Genomic DNA, 14,643 nt, shown 5'->3' on the forward strand with positions numbered 1-14,643 from the left:
CAAATGTATAAGTAACTTTTGGGTTACGCAAATTTTTTTCAAAAAAATTTATAATGCCTAAAAAAGTATATCGGCTATATTAAGTTTATTAATGAAATGGCTGTAACCGGATGCTTTATTTTTGCGTTGATGTGCGGATGATAAGCTTAGGTTTAATGCTGATAGTTTTATTTACATTACTACTATTACCCATTTTATTGTCCATTTGGTCGAAATAAGAATTGGCTATAGTTTTGCCCATTTCCATGCTATATTGGTCGATAGTGGTAATTGATGGGCTGGTAATACTGGTAAAGTCCTCATTCGAATAACCGCATATGCCTAATTCATCAGGCACCTTAATGCCAATAGCTGTAGCCACCTCCAAAACACCAAGGGCAGAGAAATCATCTCTTGATGCAAATATGGCATCCGGCGGGTTCGGCAGACTTAATAATTTACGGACAGCCTCAGTTCCTAGCTCTTTTGTTTTCGCATTAGCTACTATCAACTCGTCTATAACAGGCAGGCCGCTTGTTTTTAAAGCATTAAGGTAGCCGGCTTTACGTTCGCGAAATACATGCAGGTTTTGCGGCCCCTCAAGCAAGGCTATGCGTTTGTATCCCTGGCCTACCATATGCAGCACAGCTTCCATTGAAGCTTGCTCATTAGCGTTGATCACCTTAAGCGTTTCAAGGTTATCGGCCACACGGTCAAACTGGATAAGCTGGATATGATGATCTATTACGTTTTGCAAGTGGGTATAATCGCTACCCTCGGCCGAAACTGATATAACAATACAATCTACATGCTGGTTTATCAGCGTGTTAATACATTGTACCTCTTTATCATGTAATTCATTAGACTGGCATATCACTAAATTATAACCCCGCTGATAAGTAACTGCCTCAATCCCTGCAATTACGTTGGAGAAAAAGTTTTGGTTAATGCGGGGTACCACAACACCAATAGTTTGCGATTTGCCTTTGCGTAAATTTGAAGCCAGCGTATTAGGCTTGTACTTCATTTCAGCAGCTGTTTTTAATATCAGCTGCCTGGTGTTTTCGTTAACGTTTTTATTATTGCTCAACGCACGCGAAACCGACGAAGCTGTTAAATTCAGTTTTCTGGCAATGTCGTAAATGGTAACTCTCTTTTTAGGATTCATGTTCGTTGTGTAATATTAAAAAAAAATAAAGAAATATTTTTTTACAATCGATTGCATAGCAGAAAAATTAAAATTACTTTCGTAGGTGTTATGCCATTATTAAGCCTTTCAAAATAAAAAAGAGGAATACCCATTACATATATGTTACTATTAGGAATTGATATTGGCACTTCATCGGTGAAGGTTTCGGTGGTTGATCCGTCAACGCAAAAAGCATTGGCATCGGCGCAGTATCCCGATACGGAATCGCCTATTTTATCGCAGCATCCCGGTTGGGCCGAACAATCGCCTGATATGTGGTGGGACCAGGCCCGGCAAGCTTTAAAAAAATGCCATGCCAGTGGGAAATATAATCCTTTTGATATTTCGGCTATCGGTATTGCTTACCAAATGCATGGCCTGGTGCTGGTAGATGAAGATCAAAACGCGTTGCGCGATAGCATAATCTGGTGCGATAGCCGAGCGGTTGAAATTGGCGATAAGGCGTTTGATGAGATCGGTCACGATATCTGTCTTTCTCATTTTCTGAATTCGCCGGGGAATTTTACGGCAGCCAAACTGGCCTGGGTAAAACAGAACGAACCGCATATATATGCTAAAATAGATAAGATCATGCTCCCCGGCGATTATATCGCCATGAAGCTAACCGGCGAAATTACTACATCAGTATCTGCATTATCTGAAGGCATATTTTTTGATTTTCTGAATAACCGCCTGTCAGATACCATATTGGATTATTTTGGCTTTAGCGCCGGTCTGTTCCCTGAAATAAAACCGGTATTCGCTGTCCATGGCAAATTGCGGTCATCCATAGCTGAAAAACTGGCCCTGAAAACGGGCATTCCGGTAGCTTATAAAGCTGGCGACCAACCCAATAATGCCTTGTCGTTAAATGTGTTAAAGCCAGGCGAAGTAGCCGCTACAGCAGGAACATCGGGGGTAATTTATGGAATAAGTGATCAGTTGACCTACGACCCGCAATCGCGCGTGAACACTTTCGCGCATGTAAATTATACCGAAACACAAAAACGTTTAGGCGTACTGTTATGTATAAATGGGACGGGCAGTCTTAACCGCTGGACTAAAAATATAGCAGGTTCAAGCATAGGCTATAACGAAATGAACGCACTGGCTAAGCAAGCCCCTTTAGGTAGCGATGGTTTGCGGATATTACCGTTTGGTAATGGGGCCGAGCGTATGTTGAACAATAAGCAGGTAGGCGTCCATCTTCACCATATCGATCTTAATTTGCACACACAGGCACATATATTTCGCGCTGTGCAGGAAGGTATTGCCTGTGCATTCCGTTACGGGCTGGATATTATGCGCGAAAATAACATGAAACCAACTGTGATACGAGCCGGTAAAGCCAACCTGTTTTTAAGCGACCTTTTTACCGAGGCTTTTGTAAATGTAACCGGCGTACCGGTAGAACTTTACGAAAACGACGGTAGTGTGGGTGCAGCGTTAGGCGCTGGCATTGGAGCGGAAATATTCAGTACGCCTGAGGAGGCATTTTCGCAAATAAAAAGTATTAAAACAGTAGCGCCATCAACCAATGGATATGAAACCGTTTATGGTGAGTGGAAGGAATTATTAGCAGCACAATTGAATAATTATAGATAATTATAAATAAAATGAACGTAATAACAGGAGAAAAAGAGTTTTTTAAAGAAATCAACCAGATAAAATACGAAGGCCGCGAAACCGACAACCCATTTGCATTTCGTTGGTATGATGCGGGTAGGGTAGTAGCCGGGAAAACCATGGCCGAACACTTGCGCTTTGCCGGTGCTTACTGGCACAGCTTTGTGGGTAACGGCAGCGACCCGTTTGGCGGGCCGACGCATATATTTCCCTGGGATGTTAAAACCGATGCGGTGGAACGTGCTAAGGACAAAATGGATGCCGCCTTTGAATTCCTTACCAAAATGAATTTGCCTTACTACTGTTTCCACGATGTTGACGTAGTAGATTACACCGATGATATTAGGGAAAACGACCGCCGCCTGCAGGCAATGGTTGAATATGCCAAACAGAAACAGGCAGCCAGTGGTGTAAAGTTGCTGTGGGGTACGGCCAACCTGTTCTCGCATAAGCGCTATATGAACGGGGCATCAACTAACCCCGATTTCCACGTGCTGGCCCACGGCGCGGCTCAGGTAAAGGCGGCATTAGATGCTACTATTGCATTGGGTGGCGAGAACTATGTGTTTTGGGGTGGTCGCGAAGGCTATATGAGCTTATTGAACACCAATATGAAACGGGAACAGGAGCACCTGGCCAAATTTCTGCATACGGCTAAGGATTACGCCCGTAAGCAGGGTTTTAAAGGCACTTTCTTTATTGAACCAAAACCTTGCGAGCCAACCAAACACCAGTACGATTATGACGCGGCTACAGTGATCAGCTTTTTGCAGAAATACGATTTGCTGAACGATTTTAAACTAAACCTTGAAGTAAACCATGCTACTTTAGCAGGGCACACCTTCCAGCACGAGTTGCAGGTAGCTGCGGATGCGGGCTTGCTGGGATCGATAGACGCTAATCGCGGCGACGCGCAAAATGGCTGGGATACCGACCAGTTCCCCAACGATGTTACCGAGGTTACCGAATATATGCTGATCATCCTGCAGGCTGGCGGCTTCCAGGGCGGCGGGATAAACTTCGACGCTAAAATACGCCGGAATTCAACCGATATAGCCGATCTTTTTCACGCGCATATAGGCGGAATGGATATTTTTGCCAGGGCGTTGGTAACGGCCGACGAAATACTGCAAAAATCGGATTACAAAAAGATCAGGGCCGGGCGGTATGCATCATTTGATAGCGGCAAAGGCCAGGAGTTTGAACAAGGGAAACTATCGCTGGAAGACCTGCGGGAATATGCTATTCAAAACGGCGAACCGGCGGTAACAAGCGGCAGGCAGGAGTATTTGGAAAACGTGATAAACAGGTATATTTAAGATTGCCCACATCATAAAAATTTAGCGCTGGCTTTTGGTCAGCGCTTTTTTATTGCTGGTATTTTATGGTCTTACCCGTCATTTAATTGTTACAAGCAGGTTTGCCATATCATCGTATATTAGTTAAACCTGTTTTAACTGATCACCATGCAAAAAACTATCGCGGTACTGGTACTCCTGGTCCTATCCTCATTAAGCTATGCGCAAAAGCAAACTTTTACCTCAGGAGGGAAGCTAAAACCCGAACAGGCTATTATGGATATAAGGCATTATACCATAGCTTTAAATGTAAATGTGCCAAAAAAAAGCATTGACGGCTATACTACCGTTGATGTTATTATGGCACAGCCCACCAAATCGCTGATATTCGATCTGCTCGATTCGTTTAAAATAAGCAAGGTATTGGTTAATAACCGGCCACAACGCTTTAATTATTCACAAAACCTGATCACTATTAATTTAGACAAGGAATTGCCAGCCGGGAAAGCAAGTGTAAAAGTTATTTATGGTGGCAAACCACATGTGGCCAGGCGCCCGCCATGGGACGACGGTTTTATATGGACCAAAGATGATAGCGGTCATCCATGGGTTGAAATTACCGCCGAAGGAACCGGTGGTAAAATTTATTTCCCCTGTAAAGACCACCCTTCGGATGAACCGAACGAGGGTGTAGATATGCTTATTACCGTCCCGGCAGATTTGGTAGTTGCGGGCCCGGGCTTACTAATTAACACTAAAAAACAAGGGACTACTGCTACCTATCACTGGAAAACCAATTACGGGATAAACAATTACAGCATTGTTTTTAATGCAGGCAACTATGCTGTAGTAAGCAGGTCTTATCACACGGTTGATGGAAACACCGTACCTATGCAGTTCTATGTACTAAAAGATGATGTTGATAAAGCACAACATCACCTTGATGTTTTTGAAAAGACAGTCCATGAACAAGAAAAATACTTTGGCGAATACCCATGGGCGAAAGAAAAAATCGGCATTGTGCAAACGTCGCACCTGGGCATGGAGCACCAAACCATGAATGCTTACGGCAATAAATTTAAATATACCAAAGTTGGGGGTGAAGATTATGATGGCCTTATGCACCATGAATTTGGGCATGAATGGTGGGGCAACAAAGTGACTGCTAAAGATTGGGCAGATTACTGGATCCACGAGGGCATCGGTACATATGGTGATGCTTTATATATCCGCGAGTTTGAAGGGCAGCAAGCTTATATTAACTATTTTAAACGTGGAGCTTTTGGTGGGATAAAAAATGATAAACCGGTAGTATTGGGTAAAGATATCGATGAGGAGGCAGCATACAATAGCGACATATATCCTAAAGGGGCTTTTTTTATGCACACACTCTGTTATGTAATGGGCGATGATGTTTTTTTACCGGCCCTGCGGAAGTTTGTTACTGATAAAAGATATACTTACGATAACCTGGTTGTTACCGATGATGTGGAACAGTATTTTAGCCAGACGGCCGGTAAGGACCTTAAACCATTGTTTCACCTTTTCCTATATACAACCGATAAGTTGGAAATGCACATTAAGCAAATGACCAACGACCGGTATGCCATTCAATTAACTAATATAGCTATGCCTTTGCCGGTTGATATTACTACTGATGGAACAACCAAACGTGTGACATTAAGCAATGTGCCGGTAATTATAAGCAGTAAAACTATGCCGGTACTTGATAAAGATACCTATTATCTGAAAAAAGTAGTGATTGATTAGATAGGAGATTAGGTGATTTTTTTTAATTGCTAATCCCTAACTCTACCATCACGTAATTCACAATCACATCGCAGCGCACCAGGTTAAATTCAAATATTTCCTTTGGCTGCCAGTAATTGTTTAATTCCTCCCTTAACATTTCTTTGGCGCGTGCAAGCCGTATCTTAACATTCGATTCGCCCAGTTCCAGCACCTCCATGGTTTCATTAGTGCTCATGCCTTGCACTTCGCGCATTATAAATACCATACGGTATTTTTCTGGCAAGGTTAAAACGGCTTGTTCCAGTATTTGCTTTAATTCTTTGTTCATAAGCGCATCTAAAGGGGTGGTTTGATGGGTACTATGCTGGTGCATACTTTCGGTAAGCACCTTTTCCAATTTTATTTTTCGTTTTTTACGTAACAGGCTTTCGTTAATTAATATCCTGGTAAGCCATGTATTAAAGCTGGATTGAAATTTAAAATTCGGCAATTGCCTGTATGCATTTATATAGGCTGTTTGCATCACATCCTCAGCCTCTTTATTATCATTAACTATAGACATGCTGATGCGGTACATTTGCGAATTATATTTGCGCATCACCTGCTCATACAAATGGGTTTCGCCATTTAATATTCTTGTTATCAGGTTCTCATCACTTATAGCTTTAGCAATAACAGAATGCCCGGGGCTCATATAGCAACTAATTTTGATTGATAGAGTATTAAACTAATAAAACGGTTACAAAAGTGCTGAAAATAAATTTTGTAACCCTTTTTTGTTGAGTAACCTCTAATACATAAAATTAAACATTATGGAAGATCAATCAAAAACAATTAACTCGGTACAAACCTTGTTGAAATTCACTTACGGGTTAGTTCCCATAGTAGCAGGGGCTGATAAATTCACTAATCTGCTGACAGATTGGGCGCATTACCTTAGCCCCTCACTGGCAACAATGCTGCCGTTCAGCGCACACGTGTTTATGATGATTGTTGGCGTAATTGAAATTGTAGCTGGTGTGCTGGTGCTTATTGTTCCACAAAAAGCCGGTTACCTGGTTAGTGCATGGCTGGTGCTTATTGCCTTAAACCTATTGTCAAGCGGCAATTACTATGATGTTGCCGTACGCGATATTGTTATGGCTATTGGCGCTTTTTCGCTGGCAAGAATTTCAGGTGTTACTACCGGAAGAAAATAATAGAAAGCTGGCTGATGGTTATATTTAGTATAACCATCAGCTATTACTTAGATTGTTCCGCTTATTTCTGCTTTCTCCTGGTAATCCAGGTTTAAGTCGGTACCTACTTTATCGCGCGTTGGCTTTATGGCTATAAAGTTCAATACTATTAATCCCGAAATTGCCAGGAAAAATAAATTGCCCGACAACAAATAAGCCACAATGCCAAAAAGCGAAGGGCCTTCCAGTAAAGCCAAACGCGCAATAAACGCACTTTGATAGCACATTAGTTTTTCATTCAGCGTGCTTTTATTTGCAGCCAAATTAAGTAATTGCTTATAAACAATACTTCCCGCCACAAAGCAGCCCAAGGTTGTTATGGGCACCACCAAAACCAAAGGATCGCGGGTGGTTAAATTAAAACCTTTAGCCTGGGTTATGGCAAAAGCAGTTGCGCCGAATAACAGCTGCCCTGCAAGTAAGGCAAAATATATAATAGTCAACAGTTTGAAGAATAAACGGGGGTTGAGGATTGGTGTTCTGTTATAAGTATTCATTTAATTGGATAGTTAGGTTTCCCGATAAAAATAATAAATATCCCGATAGTAACATAAGGGTACTAATCGCAAATTTTCCATACTTTTAAATCATCACATGGAAAATAAAAACAACCCCAAAACCATAAAGGCCTGGGCAATGTTCGATTGGGCAAACTCGGCTTATAACCTTGTTATCACATCTACCATATTCCCGGCTTATTATGTTGCTATAACAGCTAACCCTAAAAACGGCGATCACGTTAGTTTTTTCGGCCATAGCTTTATCAATACCGCATTATCAAATTACGCGCTGGCGGCAGCTTATTTAGTTATGGTGCTGTTGCTGCCTATCCTATCGTCTATTGCCGATTACCGGGGGAACAAGAAGATATTTATGCAGTTTTTCACCTGGATAGGGGCGTTATCATGCTGCTGCCTTTTCTTTTTTAAAGCAGAAAGCCTGGAATTTGGTATCATTTGTTTTGCGCTGGCAGCCATTGGCTATAGCGGCGGTTTTGTTTTCTACAACTCGTACCTGCCCGAAATTGCAACGCTGGATATGCAGGATAAAGTGAGCGCTAAAGGGTTTACTTATGGTTATATTGGCAGTGTGTTGTTGCAACTCATATGCCTGGTATTTGTGTTAAAGCCAGATTTATTCGGCTTGAACGGGGGCAGTGCCGCGCGGTTATCATTCCTGCTGGTGGGCTTATGGTGGATAGGTTTTGCCTACATCCCTTTCAGTATTTTACCCAAAGGCAGCCCAAATGCGCAGGTACATAACCATCATATTATTAAAGGCGGTTTTATTGAACTGGCAAAAGTTTGGGCCAAAGTAAAATCTATGCCTTTGCTGAAAAGGTTTTTGCCTGCCTTCTTTTTTTATAGCATGGGGGTACAAACCATCATGCTGGTGGCTGCAGGCTTTGGCGCTAAGGAACTTAAAATGCCTACCAGCGGACTGATCGAAATTATCCTGATCATTCAGTTAGTAGCTATTGGCGGCGCTACTATCATGTCGCGTTTATCGGGCGTGTATGGGAATATAAAAGTGTTGGCCGGTGTAGTGGTGATATGGATAGGCGCTTGCATTGCGGCATATTTTACTACCAATATTCCACAGTTTTTTGCACTGGCTATTGTTGTAGGCTTAATTATGGGCGGCATACAATCACTATCGCGGTCTACCTATTCAAAGTATTTACCGCAGGATATTCCGGACACGGCATCCTATTTCAGTTTTTACGATGTTACCGAAAAACTGGCTATAGTGGGGGGCATGTTCAGCTTTGCTTTTATTGAAGAATTGACAGGCAGTATGCGCAATTCTGCATTAGCATTATGCGTTTTTTTTATAGTTGGATTAGTTTTATTGATTTCTTTGCTCGTTGCTGAAAAAAAGGTGCGTAAAAATTCAGAATTTAGCGCCGCGTAATTGCTTGTATTTAAATGAAGGTAGAATTATTTATCCCCTGTTTTATGGATCAGCTGTACCCAGATACAGCTATGAATACGGTAAAAGTGTTGGAAAAAGCCGGGTGTACAGTTGTTTATAATCCTGCCCAAACCTGTTGCGGCCAACCGGCGTTTAATGCGGGTTTTTGGGACGATGCTAAAACCGTGGGTGAGAAATTCCTGTCAGATTTTTCGGAAGACAGCGTTATTGTAGCGCCCTCCGCATCGTGCACCGGTATGGTACGTAATTACTATACCGATCTGTTCCTTAATACAACCAAACACAACAAATGCCGTAATATACAAGGCAATATTTTTGAGTTATCAGAATTTCTGGTAAACATACTGCAATTCGATTATTTTGGCGCCGAACTGGACGGTCGCGCTGTTTATCATGATAGCTGTAGCGGCTTGCGTGAGTGCAAAATAAAAGATGAGCCCCGTAAACTGCTGGAAAAAGTACATGGTTTAGAATTAGTCCCACTGAAAGATAACGATACCTGCTGTGGCTTTGGCGGCACATTTGCTGTTAAATTCGATGCGATATCCACAGCTATGGCGCAACAAAAAGTAAACAATGCGCTGGAAGCGGGTGCCGAATATATCCTCTCTACAGATACATCGTGCCTGTTGCACTTACAAGGTTATATCGATAAACAAAACCTGCCCATAAAAACCATGCACCTGGCCGATGTACTGGCACACGGTTGGGGGAATGTTTAGGAAAATATAACTTCATTCACCATCTGCGCCGAAGTTCAAAAATTAATACGGCCAGTATAATTACCGTCCCTGCCCATGTCCAGATTGGCGTCCGGGTTTGCTTTTTCACTTTCTCGTAAGTAAATTTTAATGATGCAGGCATATGCTTTAACTTTAATACCTGCCGGCAATGGTTGCATTGCGATACACCTGTTTTGCCAACAGGAAACATCGGGATATAAAATACGTGCGCATAGCGTTGAAGGATATACATATCCATGGTATGTATAGTAAGGCAATTGGTGCATTGGTTGCCAATAGGCTCGACGATTAGTTTGGTAGACTTAGTTCCGTAAACGATCATTAAAAGCTGATTAAGACAAGGCCTTAGGGTATAGCTAATCTATAAAAATGATATGGTTATGAGAAGCTTTTTTACGATAAATCAGCAAAAAATTGCGTACTTTCGTTCCCGATTACAAGATCACTCCCGTAAGTGATTGACTATCAAATTATTTATTTTTTGAACAAAAAATCATAGTTGTAGATGATTAACATTACACTTCCCGATGGGTCCGTGCGTCAGTATGACAAAGGGATCACTTCCGCGCAAATTGCATTATCCATTTCAGAGGGGCTGGCCCGTAACGTTTTAGCTGCCGAGGTTAACGGCGAGGTTTGGGATGCTACCCGACCTATCGAAAAAGACTCGCATGTAAAACTGTTAACCTGGAACGATACCAAGGGTAAATCAACTTTTTGGCACTCGTCGGCCCACTTGCTGGCCGAAGCTTTAGAAGCTTTATATCCTGGCACCAAGTTTGGCATTGGCCCGGCTATTGAAACCGGTTTTTATTACGATGTTGATTTTGGCGACCGCGAATTTTCATCGGATGACTTTAAAAAAATAGAAGATAAGGTATTAGAACTGGCTAAAACCAAAGCCGAATATATTCGCAAACCGGTAAGCAAAGCCGACGCGATTGAATACTTTACCGAAAAAGGCGACGAGTACAAATTAGATCTGATAAAAGACCTGCCCGATGGTGCCATCACCTTTTATACCCAAGGTAATTTTACCGACTTATGCCGTGGCCCGCATATCCCCAACACCGGCTTTATTAAAGCTGTAAAGTTAATGAATACTGCCGGGGCGTACTGGCGTGGAGACGAAACCCGCAAACAGTTAACCCGTATTTACGGTGTTACTTTCCCTAAGCAAAGCGAGCTGACCGATTATCTGCACCTGATAGAGGAAGCAAAAAAACGCGATCACCGTAAACTGGGTAAGGAACTGGAGTTATTCGCTTTCTCGGATAAAGTAGGGGCAGGCTTGCCTTTATGGTTGCCAAAAGGTGCTGCCCTACGCGAACGCCTGGCCAACTTCCTGCAAAAAGCGCAGGTAAAGGCTGGTTATGAGCAGGTGATTACCCCGCATATCGGGCATAAAAACCTGTATGTAACATCAGGCCACTACGAGAAATATGGCAAGGATAGCTTCCAGCCGATAAAAACCCCGCAGGAGGGAGAGGAGTTCTTTTTAAAACCAATGAACTGCCCGCACCACTGCGAGATATATAAAACAAAACCACGCAGTTACAAAGACCTGCCCGTACGTTTTGCAGAATTTGGTACCGTTTACCGTTACGAACAAAGCGGCGAGTTGCATGGGTTAACCCGTGTCCGCGGCTTCACTCAGGACGATGCACATTTATTCTGCCGCCCGGACCAGGTGAAAGAAGAATTTAAAAAGGTGATTGACCTGGTACTGTATGTATTCAATGCTTTGGGTTTTGAGAATTATACTGCACAGGTTTCCTTGCGCGATCCGGAAAATAAGACTAAATACATTGGTACCGATGAGAACTGGGCTTTGGCAGAAAGCGCTATTATTGAAGCGGCTGCCGAAAAAGGTTTACAAACCGTGGTAGAATTGGGCGAGGCTGCCTTTTATGGGCCTAAGCTGGATTTTATGGTGAAGGATGCCCTGGGCCGCAAATGGCAATTGGGTACCATACAGGTAGATTATAACCTGCCTGAGCGCTTTGAACTGGAATATACCGGCAGTGATAACCAGAAGCACCGCCCGGTAATGATCCACCGCGCGCCGTTTGGCTCGCTGGAAAGGTTTGTGGCCGTGTTAATTGAGCATTGCGCAGGCAATTTCCCGCTGTGGTTATCGCCCGAACAATTTATTATTCTGCCTATCTCTGAAAAATATGAAGAATATGCGAAAAAACTTTCAGATGAACTAAAAGATTCCGATATTTGCGGGCTTATTGATTTCAGGGACGAGAAGATCGGGCGTAAAATACGCGACGCTGAAGTTAAAAAGATACCGTTTATGCTAATTGTAGGCGAAAAAGAAGCTACCGAAGGGCAGGTTTCTGTACGCCGCCACGGACAAGGTGATTTAGGCAGCATGACGATAGAAGAATTGAAAAAACAAATAATTAAAGAAATAACAGTATAACTTGGCATTAAACAAACCATTTAACAGAGGTCCGAGGCCACCTTTTAAAAAGAAGGAAGCCGAACATAACATCAATCAATTTATCAGGGCACAGGAAGTGCGCCTGGTAGGTGAAAATGTTGAAACGGGTGTTTACTCACTCAGGGATGCGCTGGCATTAGCACAGGAGCAGGAATTGGATCTGGTTGAAATATCTCCGAACGCGGTTCCGCCTGTTTGTAAGATAGTGGACTATAACAAGTTCATTTACGAACAGAAGAAAAAGCTGAAAGAGATAAAAAATAACGCCAAGCAAACCGTTATTAAAGAGATACGTTTTGGACCGAACACCGACGACCACGACTTTGACTTTAAGCTGAAACATGCTACTAAGTTTTTGGAATCGGGCGAAAAGGTAAGGGCATACGTACACTTTAAAGGCCGTGCCATTGTATACAAAGAGCAGGGCGAAATATTATTGCTGCGCTTTGCACAGGCTTTGGAAGAAGTGGGCAAAGTAGAGCAATTGCCAAAGCTGGAAGGGAAACGGATGTTTTTAACCGTGGCGCCTAAAGCTTTAAAAAAGTAATTAATTAAACGTGCAGTGATGCACCATATAAAAGAAAACGTATAGGTTAATACGTCTAATAAAAACAAACAGAGTTATGCCAAAAATGAAAACCAATTCCAGTGCAAAAAAGCGTTTTAAGCTTACTGGAACCGGTAAAATCGCAAGGAAGAACGCATACAAAAGCCACATCTTAACCAAGATGTCTACTAAACGTAAGCGTAACTTAGGTCACACCAGCTTAGTATCTGATGCTGACATGGGTAACGTAAAACGTATGCTTTGTATCGGAAAGTAATTAATTAATTTTTAACCCAGGTATTCGAGTTCGACAAGTTCCTGCAAAGGACACTCACTACCAAAAAACAGTAACATGCCACGTTCAGTAAACGCAGTAGCGTCAAGAAGAAGACGCAAAAAGATCATGGACCTCGCAAAGGGGTACTATGGTTCACGCAGCAAGGTTTATACCATTGCGAAAAACACAGTAGAGAAAGGTTTACAATACGCTTACCGCGACCGTAAAACCAAGAAAAGAGAATTCCGCGCTTTGTGGATCCAGCGTATCAATGCTGGTGCACGCCAGTATGGTATTTCTTACTCACAATTAATGGGCAAACTAAATGCTAAATCAATTGGTTTAAACCGCAAAGTATTAGCCGACTTAGCTATGAACAACCCTGATGCTTTCAAAGCAGTTGTTGATGCAGTAAAATAAGCTAACGCTAAATAACATTAAAAACGCCCCTTGATATCTCAAGGGGCGTTTTTTATTTTAATTTAAAATGTCATTGCGAGGAGCGGAGCAACGCGGCAATCTCGTAGTATGCTAATCAAACTACGAGATTGCCACGCTATCGCTCGCAATGACAAAGGCTTTAATCAAACAAAGTCGGCCCTTTATCCCTGTCAATGAACGTAGGCCTCAATAAATTCAAGCCCAAAGCCTTATTCAGTTCATCACTTACATAATCAGCCAGCTCTGGCGAGTAGCGCTCATCATGCTGGTGCATAAAAAACCACACGGATTGCAAGCCCTGGTCGGCCCAGCTTTTAATGCGGGTTACCCATTCATCAACACGCTTGTAATCGGTAGGATCAAGGCTGTTGCCAACAAAACGGATAAACGCATGCGGAATGGGCAATTCCATATGCACACAATCGCGCCGGCCCGAAGCGTCAGTTATAACAGCGCCTATGCCCAATTCTTTCAGTGTATTGAATAACAATTCACGTGTTTCGGTCACGGCATACCACTCTTTATGTCGTACCTCAACAAACACTGGTACATCTTTAGGTAAATGTTCCAAATAGGCTTTTAATTCAGGGAAACTTTTGGGCGTGTAGTTATCGCCCAATTGCAAAAATATAGGCCCTAATTTTTCGCCAAACGCCATAATTCCTTCATAAAACTGCGTGGTAATATCATCAGCATTCTTTAACCTTCGGATGTGGCTGATGCTCTGCGAAAACTTTGGACAAAATTTAAAGTTGGGGTTTACCGTCGCTTTTTCTTTCCATTTGGCAATAGTTTCGGGACCATAAACCTGATAAAAGGTGGCATTAAGTTCAATGCAATCAAAGTGTTTAACATATTCATCCAAAAAATTAGCGTCTTTGGTTTTAGGCGGATATATTTTGCCTACCCATTCCTTGCGGCCCCATTTGGCGCAGCCTACATGTACTTGCACAGTGCCACTACCTTTGGCAGCAGCCAATGTAGCTGTGGTTATAGCTGGGTCGGGGGGTAAAGAAAAATCGGTAAACGGTAGTTGTTCGGGAGCGATGCGGCCAAATTCCATGGTAATAGTATTTAGTTCGAAAATTAAGTAATATTTCGTTCAGATCACCGCTATTAAAAACTTTCGCATAATTTTTTCATGGGGTATCCCCGCAATCGTTTGC

15 protein-coding genes are annotated in these 14,643 nt (G+C 42.5%); 10 read left to right on the forward strand and 5 right to left on the reverse strand.

Annotated elements, in window-relative coordinates:
* Positions 1–115 precede the first annotated feature (115 nt).
* The gene (locus tag IRJ18_RS05830; protein WP_194105255.1) at positions 116–1,147 is read right to left on the reverse strand and encodes a LacI family DNA-binding transcriptional regulator; all 1,032 of its coding nucleotides are present in this window, start codon (positions 1,145–1,147) and stop codon (positions 116–118) included.
* A gap of 141 nt (positions 1,148–1,288) precedes the next feature.
* Between IRJ18_RS05830 and IRJ18_RS05835 the strand changes: the two genes are divergently transcribed.
* From IRJ18_RS05835 to IRJ18_RS05845, 3 genes are all read left to right on the forward strand, one after another.
* Positions 1,289–2,773, forward strand: coding sequence for a xylulokinase (locus IRJ18_RS05835; RefSeq protein WP_194105256.1), 1,485 nt, complete (start codon positions 1,289–1,291; stop codon positions 2,771–2,773).
* A gap of 11 nt (positions 2,774–2,784) precedes the next feature.
* Positions 2,785–4,113 carry a xylose isomerase gene (gene xylA, locus IRJ18_RS05840; RefSeq protein WP_194105257.1) on the forward strand — a complete coding sequence of 443 codons (1,329 nt, stop codon included), beginning with the start codon at positions 2,785–2,787 and terminating at the stop codon, positions 4,111–4,113.
* A gap of 147 nt (positions 4,114–4,260) precedes the next feature.
* Positions 4,261–5,862: a M1 family metallopeptidase gene (locus IRJ18_RS05845; protein WP_194105258.1), complete on the forward strand. Its 1,602-nt coding sequence runs from the start codon at positions 4,261–4,263 to the stop codon at positions 5,860–5,862.
* A 22-nt stretch (positions 5,863–5,884) separates the two neighbouring features.
* Here IRJ18_RS05845 and IRJ18_RS05850 read toward each other — a convergent pair whose 3' ends face one another.
* Positions 5,885–6,538: an RNA polymerase sigma factor gene (locus IRJ18_RS05850; protein ID WP_194105259.1), complete on the reverse strand. Its 654-nt coding sequence runs from the start codon at positions 6,536–6,538 to the stop codon at positions 5,885–5,887.
* A 118-nt stretch (positions 6,539–6,656) separates the two neighbouring features.
* Between IRJ18_RS05850 and IRJ18_RS05855 the strand changes: the two genes are divergently transcribed.
* On the forward strand, positions 6,657–7,043 hold the full coding sequence (locus tag IRJ18_RS05855; RefSeq protein WP_194105260.1) for a hypothetical protein: 387 nt from the start codon (positions 6,657–6,659) through the stop codon (positions 7,041–7,043).
* Positions 7,044–7,090: 47 nt separating this feature from the next.
* Here IRJ18_RS05855 and IRJ18_RS05860 read toward each other — a convergent pair whose 3' ends face one another.
* Positions 7,091–7,579, reverse strand: a complete 489-nt coding sequence (locus IRJ18_RS05860; RefSeq protein WP_194105261.1) for a hypothetical protein — start codon at positions 7,577–7,579, stop codon at positions 7,091–7,093.
* 97 nt (positions 7,580–7,676) lie between these two features.
* On the opposite strand from IRJ18_RS05860, the gene IRJ18_RS05865 reads away from it, so the two are divergent.
* Positions 7,677–8,996, forward strand: a complete 1,320-nt coding sequence (locus tag IRJ18_RS05865) for an MFS transporter (protein WP_194105262.1) — start codon at positions 7,677–7,679, stop codon at positions 8,994–8,996.
* Between the two features lie 14 nt (positions 8,997–9,010).
* On the forward strand, positions 9,011–9,739 hold the full coding sequence (locus IRJ18_RS05870) for a (Fe-S)-binding protein (RefSeq protein WP_194105263.1): 729 nt from the start codon (positions 9,011–9,013) through the stop codon (positions 9,737–9,739).
* A gap of 16 nt (positions 9,740–9,755) precedes the next feature.
* Here the strand turns inward: IRJ18_RS05870 and IRJ18_RS05875 are convergent, their stop codons facing one another.
* Complete coding sequence (locus IRJ18_RS05875; RefSeq protein WP_194105264.1) at positions 9,756–10,082, reverse strand: hypothetical protein; 327 nt, start codon at positions 10,080–10,082, stop codon at positions 9,756–9,758.
* Positions 10,083–10,265: 183 nt separating this feature from the next.
* On the opposite strand from IRJ18_RS05875, the gene thrS reads away from it, so the two are divergent.
* The 4 genes from thrS to rplT all read left to right on the forward strand — a co-directional run bounded on the left by thrS (position 10,266) and on the right by rplT (position 13,456).
* Positions 10,266–12,191 carry a threonine--tRNA ligase gene (gene thrS / locus IRJ18_RS05880; protein WP_194105265.1) on the forward strand — a complete coding sequence of 642 codons (1,926 nt, stop codon included), beginning with the start codon at positions 10,266–10,268 and terminating at the stop codon, positions 12,189–12,191.
* A gap of 1 nt (position 12,192) precedes the next feature.
* Positions 12,193–12,759 (forward strand): translation initiation factor IF-3, encoded by a 567-nt coding sequence (gene infC, locus IRJ18_RS05885; RefSeq protein ID WP_194105266.1) that lies wholly within the window; start codon positions 12,193–12,195, stop codon positions 12,757–12,759.
* Positions 12,760–12,835: 76 nt separating this feature from the next.
* Positions 12,836–13,036, forward strand: coding sequence for a 50S ribosomal protein L35 (rpmI, locus tag IRJ18_RS05890; RefSeq protein ID WP_173413919.1), 201 nt, complete (start codon positions 12,836–12,838; stop codon positions 13,034–13,036).
* A 75-nt stretch (positions 13,037–13,111) separates the two neighbouring features.
* A complete protein-coding gene (gene rplT / locus IRJ18_RS05895) occupies positions 13,112–13,456 on the forward strand; it encodes a 50S ribosomal protein L20 (RefSeq protein ID WP_194105267.1) in 345 nt (114 codons plus the stop codon).
* Between the two features lie 160 nt (positions 13,457–13,616).
* On the opposite strand, the gene IRJ18_RS05900 is transcribed toward rplT, so the two are convergent.
* Positions 13,617–14,540: a DUF72 domain-containing protein gene (locus tag IRJ18_RS05900; RefSeq protein ID WP_194105268.1), complete on the reverse strand. Its 924-nt coding sequence runs from the start codon at positions 14,538–14,540 to the stop codon at positions 13,617–13,619.
* Between the last annotated feature and the right edge of the window lie 103 nt (positions 14,541–14,643).

The organism is Mucilaginibacter boryungensis (assembly GCF_015221995.1).
Taxonomy (GTDB): Bacteria; Bacteroidota; Bacteroidia; order Sphingobacteriales; family Sphingobacteriaceae; genus Mucilaginibacter; species Mucilaginibacter boryungensis.